The sequence below is a fragment of the Spirosoma lituiforme genome (assembly GCF_054776635.1).
The window spans coordinates 899,387-915,899 of the sequence record NZ_BAAHBO010000002.1 but is presented as its reverse complement, the minus strand read 5'-3'; the positions used below and the strand labels follow the sequence as shown (position 1 = coordinate 915,899).

General features: G+C 50.0%; 18 protein-coding genes. 14 read left to right on the top strand and 4 right to left on the bottom strand.

Annotated elements, in window-relative coordinates; all coding sequences use genetic code 11:
- Positions 1 to 22 precede the first annotated feature (22 nt).
- The 9 genes from ACYU87_RS12185 (at position 23) to ACYU87_RS12145 (ending at position 6,476) form a co-directional block, all read left to right on the top strand.
- Complete coding sequence (locus tag ACYU87_RS12185; protein WP_461134343.1) at positions 23 to 682, top strand: YggS family pyridoxal phosphate-dependent enzyme; 660 nt, start codon at positions 23 to 25, stop codon at positions 680 to 682.
- A gap of 39 nt (positions 683 to 721) precedes the next feature.
- The gene (locus ACYU87_RS12180) at positions 722 to 1,099 is read left to right on the top strand and encodes a DUF423 domain-containing protein (protein WP_461134342.1); all 378 of its coding nucleotides are present in this window, start codon (positions 722 to 724) and stop codon (positions 1,097 to 1,099) included.
- Between the two features lie 109 nt (positions 1,100 to 1,208).
- On the top strand, positions 1,209 to 2,804 hold the full coding sequence (locus tag ACYU87_RS12175; RefSeq protein WP_461134341.1) for a peptide chain release factor 3: 1,596 nt from the start codon (positions 1,209 to 1,211) through the stop codon (positions 2,802 to 2,804).
- A 101-nt stretch (positions 2,805 to 2,905) separates the two neighbouring features.
- On the top strand, positions 2,906 to 3,238 hold the full coding sequence (locus tag ACYU87_RS12170) for a hypothetical protein (protein WP_461134340.1): 333 nt from the start codon (positions 2,906 to 2,908) through the stop codon (positions 3,236 to 3,238).
- A gap of 100 nt (positions 3,239 to 3,338) precedes the next feature.
- Positions 3,339 to 3,560, top strand: coding sequence for a hypothetical protein (locus tag ACYU87_RS12165; RefSeq protein WP_461134339.1), 222 nt, complete (start codon positions 3,339 to 3,341; stop codon positions 3,558 to 3,560).
- Between the two features lie 159 nt (positions 3,561 to 3,719).
- Positions 3,720 to 4,592 carry an ATP-binding cassette domain-containing protein gene (locus tag ACYU87_RS12160; protein ID WP_461134338.1) on the top strand — a complete coding sequence of 291 codons (873 nt, stop codon included), beginning with the start codon at positions 3,720 to 3,722 and terminating at the stop codon, positions 4,590 to 4,592.
- Entirely contained in the window at positions 4,589 to 5,413 is an 825-nt protein-coding gene (locus tag ACYU87_RS12155; protein ID WP_461134337.1) for a hypothetical protein, read from the top strand. Before ACYU87_RS12160 ends, ACYU87_RS12155 begins: the two co-directional genes overlap by 4 nt.
- A gap of 2 nt (positions 5,414 to 5,415) precedes the next feature.
- The gene (locus ACYU87_RS12150; protein ID WP_461134336.1) at positions 5,416 to 5,793 is read left to right on the top strand and encodes a GntR family transcriptional regulator; all 378 of its coding nucleotides are present in this window, start codon (positions 5,416 to 5,418) and stop codon (positions 5,791 to 5,793) included.
- Complete coding sequence (locus tag ACYU87_RS12145; RefSeq protein ID WP_461134335.1) at positions 5,790 to 6,476, top strand: hypothetical protein; 687 nt, start codon at positions 5,790 to 5,792, stop codon at positions 6,474 to 6,476. The genes ACYU87_RS12150 and ACYU87_RS12145 overlap by 4 nt, the downstream gene beginning before the upstream one ends.
- A gap of 20 nt (positions 6,477 to 6,496) precedes the next feature.
- On the opposite strand, the gene ACYU87_RS12140 is transcribed toward ACYU87_RS12145, so the two are convergent.
- The 4 genes from ACYU87_RS12140 to ACYU87_RS12125 form a co-directional block, all read right to left on the bottom strand.
- A complete protein-coding gene (locus ACYU87_RS12140) occupies positions 6,497 to 6,775 on the bottom strand; it encodes a hypothetical protein (protein ID WP_461134334.1) in 279 nt (92 codons plus the stop codon).
- 36 nt (positions 6,776 to 6,811) lie between these two features.
- Positions 6,812 to 7,843: a class A beta-lactamase gene (bla, locus tag ACYU87_RS12135; protein ID WP_461134333.1), complete on the bottom strand. Its 1,032-nt coding sequence runs from the start codon at positions 7,841 to 7,843 to the stop codon at positions 6,812 to 6,814.
- Positions 7,844 to 7,880: 37 nt separating this feature from the next.
- Positions 7,881 to 9,062: a cystathionine gamma-synthase family protein gene (locus ACYU87_RS12130; protein ID WP_461134332.1), complete on the bottom strand. Its 1,182-nt coding sequence runs from the start codon at positions 9,060 to 9,062 to the stop codon at positions 7,881 to 7,883.
- 330 nt (positions 9,063 to 9,392) lie between these two features.
- Positions 9,393 to 10,718 (bottom strand): DEAD/DEAH box helicase, encoded by a 1,326-nt coding sequence (locus ACYU87_RS12125; RefSeq protein WP_461134331.1) that lies wholly within the window; start codon positions 10,716 to 10,718, stop codon positions 9,393 to 9,395.
- Between the two features lie 75 nt (positions 10,719 to 10,793).
- On the opposite strand from ACYU87_RS12125, the gene ACYU87_RS12120 reads away from it, so the two are divergent.
- The 5 genes from ACYU87_RS12120 (at position 10,794) to ACYU87_RS12100 (ending at position 16,491) form a co-directional block, all read left to right on the top strand.
- Positions 10,794 to 12,131 carry a DEAD/DEAH box helicase gene (locus tag ACYU87_RS12120; protein WP_461134330.1) on the top strand — a complete coding sequence of 446 codons (1,338 nt, stop codon included), beginning with the start codon at positions 10,794 to 10,796 and terminating at the stop codon, positions 12,129 to 12,131.
- 128 nt (positions 12,132 to 12,259) lie between these two features.
- Positions 12,260 to 13,402 (top strand): DEAD/DEAH box helicase, encoded by a 1,143-nt coding sequence (locus tag ACYU87_RS12115; RefSeq protein WP_461134329.1) that lies wholly within the window; start codon positions 12,260 to 12,262, stop codon positions 13,400 to 13,402.
- Positions 13,403 to 13,544: 142 nt separating this feature from the next.
- Entirely contained in the window at positions 13,545 to 14,708 is a 1,164-nt protein-coding gene (locus tag ACYU87_RS12110; protein WP_461134328.1) for a T9SS type A sorting domain-containing protein, read from the top strand.
- 529 nt (positions 14,709 to 15,237) lie between these two features.
- A complete protein-coding gene (locus ACYU87_RS12105) occupies positions 15,238 to 15,930 on the top strand; it encodes a YMGG-like glycine zipper-containing protein (RefSeq protein ID WP_461134327.1) in 693 nt (230 codons plus the stop codon).
- A 105-nt stretch (positions 15,931 to 16,035) separates the two neighbouring features.
- The gene (locus tag ACYU87_RS12100; protein ID WP_461134326.1) at positions 16,036 to 16,491 is read left to right on the top strand and encodes a YybH family protein; all 456 of its coding nucleotides are present in this window, start codon (positions 16,036 to 16,038) and stop codon (positions 16,489 to 16,491) included.
- Positions 16,492 to 16,513 lie beyond the last annotated feature (22 nt).

Below are 16,513 nucleotides of genomic sequence, written 5' to 3'. Positions count from 1 at the left end.
TAAGACAACTACGTAAGAGATTATGATTGCTGATTCAATCCGCCTGATTGAGAGTGAATTACAGGATAAAGCAAAGCTGATTGCTGTGACCAAAACGAAACCCGTTGAGTTGTTACGCGAAGCGTATGACGCTGGTTGTCGCCGGTTTGGCGAAAATAAAGTGCAGGAAATGGTCGATAAATACCCGCAATTACCGGCCGATGTCGAGTGGCATTTAATTGGGCATTTGCAGAGTAATAAAGTTAAATATATGGCTCCTTTCGTGGCGATGATTCATTCGGTCGATAGTCTGAAACTGCTGCAGGAGATCAATAAACAGGCCGCTAAACACGATCGGGTTATTGATTGTCTGCTTCAGATTCACATCGCCGATGAAGAAACCAAATTCGGCTTATCGGCGGAAGAGGCTGAAGCACTGCTCAACGCACCTGAACTGGACGACCTGCCCAATATTCGCCTTGCTGGCCTGATGGGCCTGGCAACCAATACGGAAGATGAGTTGCAGGTACGACGGGAATTTCAGGGGCTTAAATCTCTGTATGACCGATTGTCGACCATTCAGCGCCCTATGCTTCAGTTTCAGGAACTATCGATGGGAATGAGTGGCGATTACCGCATGGCAGTCGAAGAAGGTAGCACGATGGTCCGGGTTGGCAGCGCCATTTTCGGAAGCCGTGCTTAAATTAATCGGTACGATCAACTAACTCTTGAGTCAATTACTATGAAATTCTTTATCCAGGCCGGAGCCGTTTTGGGATTACTGGGGGTCGCCATCGGCGCTTTTGGGGCACATGCCTTGCGGGCTATGCTCGAAACGTCGGGGCGGGCGGCCACATTCGAAACCGCCGTTAAGTACCAGTTCTATCACGCCATCGCGCTGGTCCTGGTCGGTATGTTGCTGCACCTGTTCGGGAGTAATCCGACTATCGTGAAGCTACTGAGCTGGTCGGGTTACTCGTTTCTGGGCGGAGTACTTATCTTTTCGGGCTCACTCTATTTATTATGCTTTACGGGCGTTACCTGGCTGGGGGCCATTACACCACTCGGCGGACTAGGTATGATTGCGGGCTGGGCACTGCTGCTGTGGGCGTTTCTGTAGCCTGACAGCGCGCGAAGGCCAGAGAATCGGTACTAGGCTGGCTCCGGCTCCGTTCAGCCTTCCTAATTCATCATTCTATTCGTATCTTTGTGCTTTGATTCTGAGAATAATGCAAACGAATATACAGGCCGAAACGGCCCGTCGGCGGACGTTCGCCATCATTAGTCACCCCGATGCTGGTAAAACAACGCTGACCGAAAAATTGCTGCTTTTTGGGGGAGCCATTCAAACGGCTGGCGCTGTCAAATCCAATAAAATCAAGAAGACGGCCACGTCCGATTTCATGGAGATTGAGAAGCAGCGGGGTATCTCGGTGGCTACCTCCGTAATGACCTTTGAGTACGATAACCTGAAGATTAACATTCTGGACACGCCTGGTCACAAAGACTTTGCGGAAGATACCTACCGGACGCTCACCGCGGTCGATAGTGTTATTCTGGTTATTGACTGCGTGAAAGGGGTAGAGGAGCAAACCGAGCGATTGATGGAAGTCTGCCGGATGCGCGATACGCCGGTTATTATTTTCATTAACAAGCTCGACCGCGAGGGCCAGAATCCGTTTGATCTGCTGGATGAACTGGAGGAAAAACTGAACATTCGCGTTCGGCCGATGACCTGGCCCGTGAACATGGGCTCCGATTTTAAGGGCGTTTACAGCCTGATCGAGAAAAAATTATATTTCTTCAAAGCCAACAAGACGAAAGTCGAAGCCGATGTGCTGCCCATTGACCTGGCCGATGATTTACTCGATACCAAAGTTGGTGCGCGCGATGCGGCTCAGCTTCGGGAAGATGTCGAGTTGATTGATGGCGTTTATGATGGCTTCGACCGGCAGGCGTACCTGGATGGGAAACTGGCCCCCGTATTTTTCGGATCGGCGGTGAACAACTTCGGGGTGAAAGAACTGCTCGAAGGCTTCTGCCATATATCGCCGGAACCCATTGCCCGCCCAACTGATAAGCGGGAGGTGGAGCCCGGTGAGAAAAACTTCAGCGGGTTTATCTTTAAAATTCACGCCAACCTCGATCCTCGCCACCGCGACCGGATTGCGTTCCTGCGGATTTGTTCCGGCGTGTTCGAGCGTAACAAATTTTATCGCCACACCCGCCTGGACAAAAACGTGCGATTTGCCAGTCCGTTCAGCTTCATGGCCGATAGCAAGAGCGTTGTGGAGGAGGGCTTCCCCGGCGATGTCGTGGGTCTTTACGATACGGGCACGTTTAAGATTGGAGATACCCTGACCGAGGGGGAAGCGTTACAGTTTCAGGGAATCCCGAGTTTTTCGCCGGAAATTTTCAAAGAATTGGTCAACCTCGATCCCATGAAGTCGAAGCAACTGGATAAAGGTATCCAGCAATTAACCGACGAGGGGGTAGCTCAGCTTTTTACGCTTGAACTGGGTAACCGGAAGATCGTTGGTACCGTAGGTGAACTGCAGTTCGAAGTTATTCAGTACCGACTGGAAAATGAATACGGGGCCAAATGCCGGTGGGTGCCGTTGAACTACACGAAAGCCTGCTGGATCACGGCCGAAAATCCCGTTAAATTAGCTGAGTTTATCCGGCTAAAAGGTAACCAGATTGCGTACGACAAGGACCAGAACCCGGTATTTCTGGCCGAGTCGGATTGGATGCTACGCATGAATGAACAGAATAATCCCGACGTTACCTTCCACCTCACTTCTGAATTTAAGGTAGCCGTTTAGAACGTTTGGCGTACCGTTTATGAAGATTCTTTATTGTATCGAAAACTCATAGGAAGCAAGCGAGTTGTTGTTCATATAAACTCACGTTAACGAAACAACGAATGACAAACTCACTCGCAACCCTGGCACTGGTTCTGATACTTGCCGGAACCGCTATTGCACAACAGAAACAACCCAGTCGTACGGCAACGGGCAAATCGTCCGGTGGTACAATCTCATCGGCCGATGCTGCCCGCTCAAATCCATCAGCGGCCAATACACACGATGGAACAAACGGGGCTTCTACCGGAACCGGCCTGACTAATGACCAACTCCAGGCCAATGGCAGCGGCTCCAACCAGGGTACCACTAAAGTAGATGCCAACAGTAGTGTAAGAACGGGACCATCGTCGGTAAAAGCGCGTAAAAAAACGCCTAAAGCAACCAACCAATAGTTGATCAAGGCTATTATTTATTGAATTAATGCATGTTTAATAACCTTTAAGGCAATCAGTGGTTAGTAAGGTTATAAAAACATACAAACTCGATAGACCAATGAAAAAGCTAATGATTGTTGCCGTTGCCGCTCTGTTAACGTCAGGAGCCGCCTTTGCTCAAGATGATATGAAGAAAGATGCAAAAGCAGAGCATAAGCACATGAAGAAAGAGGCTAAGATGATGAAAAAGGAAGCCAAAAGCGCCGGTGACGACGCGAAAGCTGATGCCGCAAAAGATATGAAGAAAGAAGCGAAGGCGATGAAGAAAAAAGACAGTTAGTCGTTTCTGGGTTCGTTCTAGTATGACCGAAAACCTCTCCTTGTGAGAGGTTTTTTTGTTGCACCAAAATTAAAACAGGAAAACGCTTGACTTTCATCTATAAATTTATCTACTATTGTAGTGTACTATTTATATAATACACTACAACGCCATGCCTTTATGATTGAGTTTCGCGATGTATCATTCGGCTACCACCGAGGTAAGCCGCTGTATGAAGGGTTGAATCTGACCCTAACGCCGGGTTCTATTTATGGCTTGCTGGGTCCGAACGGGGCTGGTAAGTCAACGCTACTGAGGTTGTTGTCTGGCCTGTTATTTCCTAAATCAGGCTCCATTCGGGTTGGGCAATACAGCCCAGAGAGTCGACAACCTGATTTTCTGGAAGATTTATTTCTGGTGCCGGAGGAGTTCTACATGCCTCCGGTACGCATTCGGCAGTTTGTGGAGTCTAATGCGCCATTTTATCCGCGATTCGATCGGACACAGATGGCCGGTTATATTCATGAGTTTGGCCTGACCCACGATCAGAAGCTTAACGAACTGTCGTATGGCCAGAAAAAGAAAATCCTGATTGGATTCGGACTGGCGACTAATACCGCCGTGCTCCTGATGGATGAACCCACCAATGGCCTGGATATTCCCTCGAAAAGCCAGTTCAGACGCATGGTGGCGGGTGCCGTTAATGAAGACCGTACCGTCGTCATTTCGACGCACCAGGTTAGGGACCTCGAAACGCTGATTGATCCCATCGTTATTCTGGCCGAGCGGTCCCGCTCACACATGACCGTTGCGCTCAAAGCCAGTGTCGAGGAAATTACGGCGCGGCTGTGGTTTGGTATGGTGCCCGAACTGGATAAAAGCCGATCAATTCTGTACTCCGAACGAGCTGTCGGTGGCTATGCCGTCGTAGCCGAAAATCCGCTGGGTGAGTCGAGTCGCCTGGATCTGGAGCGGTTATTCAACACCGTACAGGCCGAGCCAGCGCGTATTAGTCAATTGTTTTCATCCACATCAACCTTCTCGACTATATGAACCAGACCTTTTCATGGAGCCGCTTTAGCCGATTGTTGCGAACGTATCTGTCCGATAATAGAGGAGCATTGCTTGTTAACTTTCTCCTTCTTTCAGGCATACTAGTTGTCTTTTCGCTGATCTTTTACAGGAGTTACCCGGACGACGTTGACCGAACCAGATATTTAGTGTATTTTCTGATTGGCTGGGCGGCCTGGTTTGTCTTTACAGGGCAACAGGTAGCGGCACTAAATGAGAAAGAGCAAGCCATAATGTACCTGCTTCGTCCAGCCTCCTTGCTGGAGAAATACCTGCTCATCTTCCTGATTTCAGGAATTGGTTTTCTGGTTGTCTATCTGCTCCTGTTTACCCTGGTCGATGCCTCAGGCATCTCGTACGTAAACCATCGCAACTGGACACCCGATCAGTTGCAGCAAATTCGGCTTATGGGCGGCCGACTGCATGTAGAACCCTTCTACGTATCTGACATGCTTGGGCGTACACCGAAAGCCGTGTGGGCATTTTCACTACTCTTACACCCGATAACGCTGGCGTTTACGCTGCTGATCCGACGATTTACGTTGCCGCTGGTCGCTGTCGTTGTTATCGCTCTAGCGGTTATTGGTACGGTTGGGAATGACTATTTTGTGAATGGGCTATTTGGTGGGGTAGACGTTCAAGGGTTACCATTCTCTGACTCTACCGTGCTTCGGAACAATAATTATCGTCAGATTGAACTGCCTCAGCCATTGGGCAATCAAATTCGCTATACAGTGGCAATTATAGTGGTTGTGCTGCTATACATCACAGCTTACTTCAGCATTAAAGAACGGGAGGTATAAGAATGGATTTTAAGGACAGACAAGCTATATACCTGCAAATTGCTGAGTACGTCAGCGAGCAGGTGCTGGTGGGGCGCTGGGCGGTAGGCGAGAAGATTCCGTCGGTACGAGAGCTGGCGGCTGAACTGGAAGTAAACCCCAACACCGTCATGCGAACCTACGAGTTTTTAAGCCAGCAGGGCGTCATTGCCAACAAACGAGGCATCGGCTACTTTGCGGCTGACGATGCCATCGACAGGATTCGCACGTTCAGGCGCGAGCAGTTCCTGCAGAGCGATCTGCCGCAATTTTTCAAAAACCTGACTCTGCTGGGCATCGACCTGCGTGAAATAGAAGCCCGCTATGATCAATATGTAAACACGCTAACAAACGCACAATGAAAACAAGCTATATTCTTTTAGCGGTCATTGCCTTCATCACACTGACAGGTATGGTCGCTACCGATGTGTTGTTGAAGCAGCAATACGATAAACTGGACTGGAGCAATCCGTATCAGTCATTTGAACAGCGGACGCTGCCCGTTGCCAAACACGTCATTATTGAGGGGGCACCTGTTGCCGAAATAATTGTTGAAAAAAGCACGAAAAGGGCGCAGACGTTGCTGTTACCATCCATGGCTAATTCCTACAAATGCCGAAAAAGTGGTGATACGCTTTTTGTGTCGTATACCATGAATTATGACGGACAGAGCCGCGATCCGCATTATGATATTGACCGTACATTACCCGCTGGGATGATACTTCGTCTGCCTGATTTACGAAGCCTACGCATAACGAACGGACGGCTGACCGTCAATGATTTCACGACTGAACAACTGGTTATTTCATTACAGAACAGTCGTTTATTTACGAACAAATTGGCGGTATCAAACGCCTTTTCATTAACCGCAGGTCAGAATAGTTTTGCGGTACTGGGGGCCGATCATTACCGGACCTTAGCGGCTGTTGTAAACGATTCAAGTGGGATTAAGATCGTTGATAGTCAAGTAGATGTGTTCAAAAGTCAACTTTCGCCCAAAGCCGAAATACAGTTGAAAGGGCAATCGTTGAAATGGCTGAAATAGGCTAGGGTAGAGGATGGTGGCTAGAAGCCGCGCGTTGTTGGTTTCAGTGGTGGTGGTTTACTGCCGTTGGGGTAGGCTCCCAGCATGAAGAAAAAGCCACCGATGAAGGCAAACCAGATCAGCCACTTTAAAAAAGGGAAACGGGTTGTGACGGGCGGCAGTACCATAACACCGCAAATGAATAACAGCACAAGCGAAGCACTTGACCCACTGCTGTCCGTCACGCCACCCGTATGAATGATAATGGCCAGCGTCATGATGATGTACATCATGCCCATAAACCATTGAACTTGTTTCATAGGCTATAATTTTCTGGTAGTGCCCTGGGCAGTACGCTATCGAACGGCGTTCATAACAGTGGGTGACTGGTAAAGAAAATAATCATAAATGCTCCGGGCTGCGTGGGCTATGGTTTGCTCCCGTTCGGCCAGGGGCATAGGCGAATCACCCACAAAAACGGCAATCGCGAGGTGCCCGGCGTTGTCGGGTAGCGTAATAATGCCTACATCGTCGGTAGCACTGCCATCTAATGAACCTGTTTTATGGGCAACAACGGTGGCAGGCGGCAAGTATCCTTTCAGGCGGGCGGCTCCACCCCGGCAACGCTCCATAACACCCAGTAGCAACGCCCTACTCTCTGGCTTGAGCGCCGTGCCGCGGTAAATTTGTGTCAATAGGTTGACCATGGCCTCGGGAGTTGATGTATCGCGGGGGTCGGTTTTTAGTTTGAGGGCGGCAGCCCGTTTCATTTCCGGGGTGGTGGCACTGTCTAACCTGGCGTAAAAACCAAGCGTCCATTGGTCAGACGGCGGCAAGGTAATTCCGTCGAGATCGGCCAGTAGCTGGATAATGGTACGATCTGCCGACATGCCCTGAATCCCCAGCGTTTTCAGTCGATTCTGAACGGCTTGTGTGCCGCCTACCAGCCGCAGCAACATGTCCGTAGCGGAGTTGTCGCTAATGACCATCATCAATTCCAGCAGATTCTGAACGGATAGTTGAACACCGGGTTTGGCGAACAGCACGTCCAGTGTACCACTACCCGGATGCAGATCCGAAGGTTGCAGATCGACCATGGTCATTAGCGAGAGCTGACCCTTTTCGATCATCGTAAAAAGCTGTACTGCAATAGCTACTTTGATGGTACTCGCCATCGGAAAACGCTCCTGCCGGTTCAGGCTCACCTGCTTGCCCGATTCGAGATGCAGGGCACAAATACCGACTTTACCTTTGGCCAGCCCGGCAATACGCTCCAGTTCCTGTTGCAGTCGTTGCGCAGCGACATCCGGTTTTGATGCGGTACTGGTTTGGGCGTTGGCGGGGCCGTTCGCGAGTAAAAGCAGACCTGTGAAAAGGAGGGCCAGCATTGATTTCATCCGTTGGTTCATGCTAATCGAATCAGGTTTATAGTGTAGACAAGGCACTATCCAAATCAGTGAGCAGATCGCTGACGTTCTCGATACCAACCGAGTAGCGAATTAAACTTTCAGGAATGCCGAGTAGGCTGCGCTGTTCTTCGGTCAGTTCGACATGGCTGGTGGTTCTGGGTGGTCCGGCCAATGTGCTGACGGAGCCCAGACTAGCGGCCAGATGGACAAACTGGAGTTTGGGCAGGAATTTCTTTACGTTATCGTAGCTGCCATGCAGCGAAAAGCTCATGATGCCGCCAAACCCCGACATCTGCGCTTTAGCGATGTCATGCCCTGGGTGAGTCTCCAGGCCAGGGTAAAAAACGTCGCTTACTTTTGGGTGCGCTTTCAGGTGTTTGGCGATGGTGAGGGCGGATGCATTCTGCCGCTCAATGCGCAGCTCCAGCGTTTTCATGCCTCGGGCAATCATATACGCGGCATCTGCCTGTAGACTGGCGCCGTTGATTTCCCGGAACTGAAACACTTTCTCGACCAGTGCGTTTGTGCCGCACAGGACACCGCCCATGGCATCGGAATGGCCGCCGAGAAACTTGGTCGCGCTGTGTACCACCAGATCGGCTCCCAAGGCCAGCGGATTCTGGTTGATGGGCGTAGCGAACGTATTATCAACAACGGTTACAGCGCCTACTTTTTTGGCGGCAGCTGCCAGCCGGGCAATGTCGACAATTTTCAGGGTCGGGTTGGTCGGTGTTTCCAGGTAGAGAACATCGCACCCCTTCGCGATTTCGGCTTCGAGGTTGTCGAAGTCGGTTGTGTGGCAAAGGGTAACATTTACCTGGTAGCGGGGAAGAAAGTCGAGGAAGAGTCGGCTGGTACCGCCGTACGTATCGTTGAGCGACACGACCCGTTTGCCCGGCCCCAACAGCGCAAACAGCGTATTGCTGATGGCCCCCATTCCCGTAGCGAATGACGTAGCGGCTTCGGCACCTTCCAGAATACGGATTTTCTCTTCGAGTACGTGAACGGTGGGGTTGGTATTGCGGCTATAAATGTACCCTTCTGCTTTACCCGTTGCCACTTTATGCCACTCGTCCAGGTCATCGTAGGCAAAGGCAACGCTCTTCACAATGGGTGTTGTCACGGCACCGTCGTTGTAGTGATCATTTTCACCCGCCCATACCGAGACTGTACTTTTTTTGTAAGCTGAAAAATCCATTAGAACCGCTTGGTTAGTGGCTTACGAACAGGCGTATCGAAGCCAGGAATTGACAAGAGGGTAATAATACAGAATGAGGCTTTCTTATGAAAGTCGGAGGCTGTTTAAACTTTCTAAAAACGATTCGTGATCGGTTTTTTTGTCATTCTGACAGAAGAAGAAACTTCGGAATTCCTGCGGTGTTAGTTTTTTAACTGACATAAGGGGACAGTTCGCCCGCCCCGGCGAACCGGTTGCGATTCTTGAAACCGCGTGCTATTGATTAAGGAGGTTACTCAAAACCTCCCCGTGTCGGTTACTTATAACCGACACCACTGGACACCACAGAGACTAACGAGCCACTTCAATCTTGTACTTCTTTCCTTTCATCTTTTCCTGGCTGATCTTCGCCAGCAATGATTGTACTTTCTCCTGTTTTACGGCGGCAAACGAGATAAAATCCTGTACATCGATACGCCCCAGATCGCCTTTCTCCAGGCCACCCTTTTGGGCGAAGAAGCCAACAATGTCGACTTTGTTGAGCTTGTTTTTCTTGCCGCCACTAACGTACAGCGTTACGAAATCGGGGGGGGCAGGGAGTTGGGTTCTGACTGGCAAATGAAGTTCTTCAAGGGCGTCAGCGTCCAGATAGGCCGGTGGCGTTTCCCCGAGCGATAGAATGACATAGGCCGTTCCGGTGGCGTGCATGCGGGCTGTTCGGCCGTTGCGGTGCGTAAACTCGTGTTCCTGCAACGGTAAATGGTAGTGAATGACATGCTTCATTTCAGGAATGTCCAGCCCACGGGCGGCCAGGTCTGTCGTGACCAGATACCGGGTGCTGCCATTCCGAAATTGAATCAATGCCCGTTCCCGGTCGGCCTGCTCCATCCCGCCATGATACACGAGCGAATGAATACCCCGTTCGGCCAGTATTTCGCTCGTGCGCTCCGACGCGTCCCGGTGATTGCAAAAAATCAGCGCCGATTCCGAGTTTAGGGAACAAAGCAGCGCAAACAGCGTGTCGATCTTATCCTTCGATTCCGAATAAACCAGTTTGGTCGTTAACCCGGCCTGTTCGTCGGTTTCAGCCGCAAACGTCAGTTTGGTCGGGGCGTTGAGCCGGATGAAATCAGGGATACTGATGCCTGAGGTGGCTGAAACCAGTACGCGTTTGCGAAGTTTTCGTAACCCGTGAACGATGAAATCCATCTCATCGTGGAAACCCAGCGCCAGCGATTTATCAAACTCATCCAGCACCAGCGTATGAATACCATCCAGCGAAAAGCTCCGACGGGTAATGTGATCGGCGATGCGGCCGGGTGTGCCAATCAGAACAGCGGGTGGATTGCTCAGATTTTTAATTTCGGTTTCGACCGGGTGTCCGCCATAACATACGTTTACTTTATAGCCGGTCGACATTTTTTTCCATACCTGCTCAATCTGAATCGCCAGTTCACGCGATGGGGCCAGAATCAGGCACTGCACGTTTGTCTGGTCAGGCTTGAGCAGATCGAGGAGCGGTAACAGAAAGCCCACCGTTTTCCCCGAACCTGTAGGTGCAATCAGGAAGGTATCATTGTCTTGCCGAATCGCTTTTTGAGCGGCTTCCTGCATGGGGTTCAATGCCGGAATGCCAAGGCTTGTCAGAATCTGGGCTTGTTGCTGAGGGCTTATCATCCGGCAAAAGTAGCTCAAAATGCGGGGGCTACTAAACTTAGGCTTACCTTCGTAGTCTATTTGATTGGAAAGGCTATGACATTTGACGAACTGAATTTAAATAAACCCCTGCTGAATGCGTTGAACGACCTGGGTTATACAACCCCAACGACTATTCAGCAGAAAGTATTCTCGGTCGTCATGTCCGGTCAGGATGTGTGCGGTATTGCGCAAACCGGAACCGGAAAAACCTTTGCCTACCTGCTTCCCGCCCTCCGCCAGCACCAGTTTTCCAAAGATCGGCTTCCTCAACTACTGATCATTGTACCCACCCGTGAGCTGGTCGTTCAGGTGGTCGAAGCGGTTAAGAAGCTGACGACTTACATGAATTTGACCGTGGTGGGCGTATACGGCGGGGTGAATATGAAAGCGCAGACGGTGGAGGTTCAACAGGGACTGGACATATTGGTCGCCACGCCCGGCCGACTGGCTGATTTGATGCTGAACGGGATTCTGAAGACCAAAGCGATCAAAAAGCTGGTCATTGATGAGTTCGATGAAATGCTGAATCTGGGATTCCGAACCCAGTTGAAAGTCATCTTGGACTTGTTACCGCCTAAGCGGCAGAACCTGCTGTTTTCGGCTACGCTAACGGATGATGTCGATCAACTGGTGAATGCCTACTTCAACAGACCAGTTCGGGTAGAAGCCGCGCCGACGGGCACTCCGCTGGATAATATCGATCAGTCGGCTTACCTGGTTCCTAATTTTTATACCAAGATCAACCTGCTGACCAACCTCCTGAACCGGAATGCCGTGATGACGAAGGTGCTGGTCTTTGTGGCTACCAAGCAACTGGCTGATCAGCTGTACGAGCAATTGGAGTCGGGTTTTCCTGACCAGGTGGGCGTTATTCACTCGAACAAAGCGCAGAATTATCGCTTCGAAACGGTCAACAAGTTTAAGGCCGGGGCGTATCGTGTGCTGGTCGCTACGGATATCATTGCCAGGGGTATCGATGTGGCCGACGTTTCGCATGTTATCAACTTCGACCTACCCGAAGTACCCGAAAACTACATTCACCGGATTGGCCGAACAGGCCGTGCTGACCGAACGGGTATCGCTATTTCATTTATCACCGAAAGTGCCCAGGAACAACAGGCGGCCATCGAACAATTGATGAATCAACCGATTTCTCTGCTTCCCCTGCCTGAAAATCTGGTCATTTCTGAGGAGCTGACGGCCGATGAAAAACCAAAAGTGCATATGAAAAGCATTGAGGTTAAGCCGCCCCGGCGCGAAGACGTGGGCCCGGCGTTTCACGAGAAGATCGACAAGAATAAAAAAGTCAATGTCCGGCGCGATATCGCTGCCGAAAAGATGCTGAAATACGGTCGACCCATCAAACGAAGCGGTAAAAAGAAGCGGGATTAATCTGTTTATCCCAGGGTCTGTGTCCTCGCAGACCTCACACACAATAGTCAGCCTATACCGGTGTGTGAGGACACAGGCCAAGAAATAGAGGATACCGTTTCCTCCCTGTTCATAAACTCATTACTTGCATGTCGTTTTCATCGCTTGGTCTGTCCAAACCGCTCCTGAAGGCAGTTTCTGCCCAGAGTTATACAACCCCGTATCCTATTCAGACAGAGGCCATACCGGCTATTTTGCAGGGTAAGGACATTCTGGGTATTGCCAAAACAGGCTCAGGTAAAACAGCGAGTTTCGTATTGCCAATTCTGGAGTTGTTTCAACAGAAAAGTGTTGCCCGGAATCGATTCGTTAAAGCACTGGTACTTGTACCCACCCGTGAACTGGCCGTTCAGGTTGCCGATGTTTTTCAGGTCTTTGGCGAGCGGTTACCCCGGCCAGTAAAGACGGTGGCGGTTTATGGAGGAGTGTCCATCAATCCACAAATGATTGCTTTACGGGATGCCGAAGTCGTGGTTGCCACGCCCGGCCGCCTACTGGACCTGATGGCATCCAATGCTCTGCAATTGACAGAGGTCGACATGCTGGTGCTGGACGAAGCCGATAAAATGCTGGACCTGGGTTTTGAGGAGGAAATGGAGCGTATTTTCGACCGCTTACCCCGCCGTCGGCAGACGATTCTCTTCTCAGCCACGCTGGGTGACGCGATTCAGGACATTAACGCGGCTTTACTGCGGAATCCGGTAAAGATTGAGGTTGTTGAAGAAGAACAAAATCTTGATCTGATCAAGCAGCTCGCTTACCGGGTTTCCCCGGAACGGAAAGGGCCGTTTCTGCGCTACCTGATCAAGTCGGGACAGATGAAGCAGGTCCTGGTATTTGTCTCATCGACCCGAACAGCGGATAATGTAGTCGTGAAGTTGAGCAAAAACGGTATTCAGGCGGCCGCTATTCATAGTGGTAAAACGCAGGGTGCCCGAACAGATGCCCTGACTAAATTCAAAGCGGGCAAACTGACCGTTCTCGTTGCTACAGATTTGATTTCCAGAGGTATTGATATTCAGCTGTTACCACACGTTATTAATTTTGAATTACCCCGCTCCCCCAAAGATTACATTCACCGGATTGGCCGAACGGGTCGGGCAGAAGCCGAAGGGGAAGCCATTTCGCTGATTTGTCCGGAAGATGAACACCATTTTAAAATCATTCAGAAAAAGATGGGGAAACGGGTTGATCTAGTTGACACCGAAGAACTGGATTTGATGGGATATTAGGCTGGATGTACCTCGTTAATGTATAAAAAAGGCAAATTGATATAAACGAACTTTGTATACATAAAGCGTATTTTGATTGCTAATTCACGTTCTTTATCATTACGCCAGTTAACAAGTAGTGTTACTGGTTTTCATGGTAAATATGAGACTGCCGAAGGGATTATTCTATAAAATTTGGGTGCTATTGGGGCTGTTTTTGACCAGGCCAGTTGATAGCGTTTGTCAGGCAATTTACAGCAATACGTTCACGGGAGCCAGCGCCTGCCCAACGCAAGGCAACACGCCCACCGTATCGGCTAATGCAACGGGTACCCCCTTTACCCGAAGTACGGTAACCTGCGTAGCATTTACCGGTGTATTTGACTCCGCATCGCTCAATAATACGGCCAGCGTCAACAACTCCTCATACATTGAGTTCTCCGTAACGGCCAGTGCGGGTTCTCAATTGAATGTGGCTTCGCTGAGTTTTGTGCGTGACGCCAGCAACAGCGCGCCAAATCAACTGGAAGTCCGTTACAGTACCGACGGCTTTGCCACATCGACCAGTTGGGGAGCTGCTCCCAGAACGCCGACAACGGGAGCCTCGGTAACGTGGGATTTTACCGACTTCTCCGTTCCACCGGGTACAACGTTAACCTTTCGATTTTATCCATATGGCACACAGCGTGCTGACCTGGGAACAGGGGCTGCTTCGAGCACATCGGGAACCTTCAGCGTCGATAATGTGACGTTGAATGGTACCTCGCCCTTACCCGTTAACCTTATTTCGTTCACCGGCAAATCCAGTAAAAACGGCGTTGTGCTGAACTGGGTTACCGCCTGGGAAGAAGAGAATCAGGGGTTTGAGGTGCAAAAAAGTACGAACGCCAACACCTTCGAAGGGGCTGGCTTTGTTGATGGCAAAAGCAGTTCGAAAACAGAAGCTATTTATGAATTCACGGATCAGGATGTGTTACCGGGCCGGATTTATTATTACCGTCTGAAACAGAAAGATATACGTGGTGGGACGAGTTCGTCCCAGATAATAGGAGTTCATGCCTTTGCCGATGAACAGGAGGACAAAACAGCCATATACCCCAACCCGAACAAAGGCACTTTTACCCTCTCCGGGCCAGATCTGGACCATAATACCATTCGTCTTTACGCGCCATCAGGTGCTGAAATCCCCATTAGTACATCCGAAACAGAGGGCCAGCAGAAACTTGACATTTGGGCAAAAACTTTTCTGCCGCCCGGTATCTATTTTCTGGATGTGAAAGACCCCAATGGACTAAAGGCGAAAAAACTGAAAGTGCTGATCGACTAGAATGTTGCCCGCCAATTTTAGTCAGTACGACAGTAAGACCACTCTTCAGATGAAAGGAAATCTTATCTAAAGAGTGGTCTTACTAGTTGTCGGTCCCTGTAAAGCTCATCGCTGCTGTTAAGTCTCCGCATCGGTTTCAATCCGTTATCAGTAGTTTGACGAAGAGCCAGTTCGCCCGGCCCCTTCGGCTGTAATAGTAATGCTTCTGGGCGAATAAGGGTTCATAGCGAAATCAAGTCCATTGGAAGTTCATGCTGTCGACTTTGGCTGAGGCTACAAGTAAATTCGTAGCTGATAGCCGTATGTCAATACCAGTCTATAATTTTTCGCTGTTCTTGTCGCCGTAAAAAAGTGCATTGTTGCTTTGTAGAAAGGCATTTCAAGGTGCAGATGGAGACAAAATACGGAACAAAATCAACTGGTAGATTAAACTAAACATACGCAGATTGGTCTGAGAACAAACAATAGCTCAAAAGCTCAGTTGATTGCAGAATGTTAACGTGTGCATTTCTCACCAAAAAATGATGCTATGAAAACGAGTCGTAATCTGGCCTTACTTATTTTATTGACTAGTATACTGGGCCAATCCGTACAAGCACAATCATGGACTCCACAGGCAAAAGGAACCGTAATCGGTGCGGGTACCGGTGCCGCCGTGGGTGCTATTATTAATAAGCGTAACCGGGCTGTCGGTGGGGTTATTGGTGGTGTAATAGGAGGAGCCGGTGGCTATGCCATCGGAAAGCAGGGTAAGAAGCGCTGGAGCCCTCAGGCAAAAGGCACCGCTATCGGAGCGGGTGTCGGTGGTGCCGCCGGTGCCATCATTAACAAACGTAACCGGGTTGTCGGTGGGGTTATTGGGGGCGTAGCGGGTGGTGCTGCCGGGTATGCCATTGGTAAGATCAAAGATAACAAGAATAAAGAGGCCGCTCGGATTGCCGCAGCTAACAGAGCCGAAGCCGAACGTAACGCAGCTGCCAGAGCCGCCGGGCAGACAAGGGATCCCGATAGCAAGCCAGCGGTGGCCGCAACATCCGCTGGGGCAGCCTCCGCTGGGGCAACGCCCATTAAAGAACCGAGTGTTGTCCAGCCCGTTGCCATGCTGGCCGCTCACCCAAATACATCAGCCGCTATGATCAGTGCGGGCTATTTGGAAAATGAAACCTACGGCGACCCATCTGCTCCGTACGGTACGTCTGAATACAGACGCAAAAGCTGGTAGTCAGTTAATAAACAAGTTGTTTTTCTACCTGTTGCCGGGCACGTCTCTTCGATACGTGTCCGGCGGATAGTTCTTTTTCTCTCACCAACGTCACTAAGTATACGTATGAAATCGTTCATCGGAATAGCACTTGTTCTCGTGCTCTTCGGCGCCTGCTCACCATCTGGTGAAACCGTTAATGTTCAGGATCTTAACCGGCAATTTATTGATGCCTGGAATAACAAAAACGCCGATAAAATAACGTCACTTCTTGCCGAGGATGTTGACTTTTTGCAGGGAAACGTTCACTATAAAGGCAAGTCGGATGTAGCTAAGCAATGGGTACAGGCTACGTTACCAACGCTAGCCAACCTGAAAACCAATGTGGTCAGTTCAGCAACCGACACACGTACGGCTTATGAAGCAGGAACATTTGCTGTTGATGTTACGACAAATGTTCCCAATCAGCCTCGTGGTTTTGGGGAGGGGAATTTTATTCTCCTCTGGAAAAAAGGCGACGATGGTACCTGGAAACTGAGTTACGCCCAGCTGGAAGATTTACCGGTACAAGTGAAAAATTAAATAAGGTCAGCGTACCGCTGAT

What these genes read in the sequence shown, in the direction of transcription:
- ACYU87_RS12185 (WP_461134343.1), top strand. Translation starts at nt 23, where the DNA reads ATGATTGCTGATTCAATCCGCCTGATTGAGAGTGAATTACAGGATAAA.
- ACYU87_RS12180 (WP_461134342.1), top strand. Translation starts at nt 722, where the DNA reads ATGAAATTCTTTATCCAGGCCGGAGCCGTTTTGGGATTACTGGGGGTC.
- ACYU87_RS12175 (WP_461134341.1), top strand. Translation starts at nt 1,209, where the DNA reads ATGCAAACGAATATACAGGCCGAAACGGCCCGTCGGCGGACGTTCGCC.
- ACYU87_RS12170 (WP_461134340.1), top strand. Translation starts at nt 2,906, where the DNA reads ATGACAAACTCACTCGCAACCCTGGCACTGGTTCTGATACTTGCCGGA.
- ACYU87_RS12165 (WP_461134339.1), top strand. Translation starts at nt 3,339, where the DNA reads ATGAAAAAGCTAATGATTGTTGCCGTTGCCGCTCTGTTAACGTCAGGA.
- ACYU87_RS12160 (WP_461134338.1), top strand. Translation starts at nt 3,720, where the DNA reads ATGATTGAGTTTCGCGATGTATCATTCGGCTACCACCGAGGTAAGCCG.
- ACYU87_RS12155 (WP_461134337.1), top strand. Translation starts at nt 4,589, where the DNA reads ATGAACCAGACCTTTTCATGGAGCCGCTTTAGCCGATTGTTGCGAACG.
- ACYU87_RS12150 (WP_461134336.1), top strand. Translation starts at nt 5,416, where the DNA reads ATGGATTTTAAGGACAGACAAGCTATATACCTGCAAATTGCTGAGTAC.
- ACYU87_RS12145 (WP_461134335.1), top strand. Translation starts at nt 5,790, where the DNA reads ATGAAAACAAGCTATATTCTTTTAGCGGTCATTGCCTTCATCACACTG.
- ACYU87_RS12140 (WP_461134334.1), bottom strand. Translation starts at nt 6,775, where the DNA reads ATGAAACAAGTTCAATGGTTTATGGGCATGATGTACATCATCATGACG.
- bla (WP_461134333.1), bottom strand. Translation starts at nt 7,843, where the DNA reads ATGCTGGCCCTCCTTTTCACAGGTCTGCTTTTACTCGCGAACGGCCCC.
- ACYU87_RS12130 (WP_461134332.1), bottom strand. Translation starts at nt 9,062, where the DNA reads ATGGATTTTTCAGCTTACAAAAAAAGTACAGTCTCGGTATGGGCGGGT.
- ACYU87_RS12125 (WP_461134331.1), bottom strand. Translation starts at nt 10,718, where the DNA reads ATGATAAGCCCTCAGCAACAAGCCCAGATTCTGACAAGCCTTGGCATT.
- ACYU87_RS12120 (WP_461134330.1), top strand. Translation starts at nt 10,794, where the DNA reads ATGACATTTGACGAACTGAATTTAAATAAACCCCTGCTGAATGCGTTG.
- ACYU87_RS12115 (WP_461134329.1), top strand. Translation starts at nt 12,260, where the DNA reads ATGTCGTTTTCATCGCTTGGTCTGTCCAAACCGCTCCTGAAGGCAGTT.
- ACYU87_RS12110 (WP_461134328.1), top strand. Translation starts at nt 13,545, where the DNA reads ATGAGACTGCCGAAGGGATTATTCTATAAAATTTGGGTGCTATTGGGG.
- ACYU87_RS12105 (WP_461134327.1), top strand. Translation starts at nt 15,238, where the DNA reads ATGAAAACGAGTCGTAATCTGGCCTTACTTATTTTATTGACTAGTATA.
- ACYU87_RS12100 (WP_461134326.1), top strand. Translation starts at nt 16,036, where the DNA reads ATGAAATCGTTCATCGGAATAGCACTTGTTCTCGTGCTCTTCGGCGCC.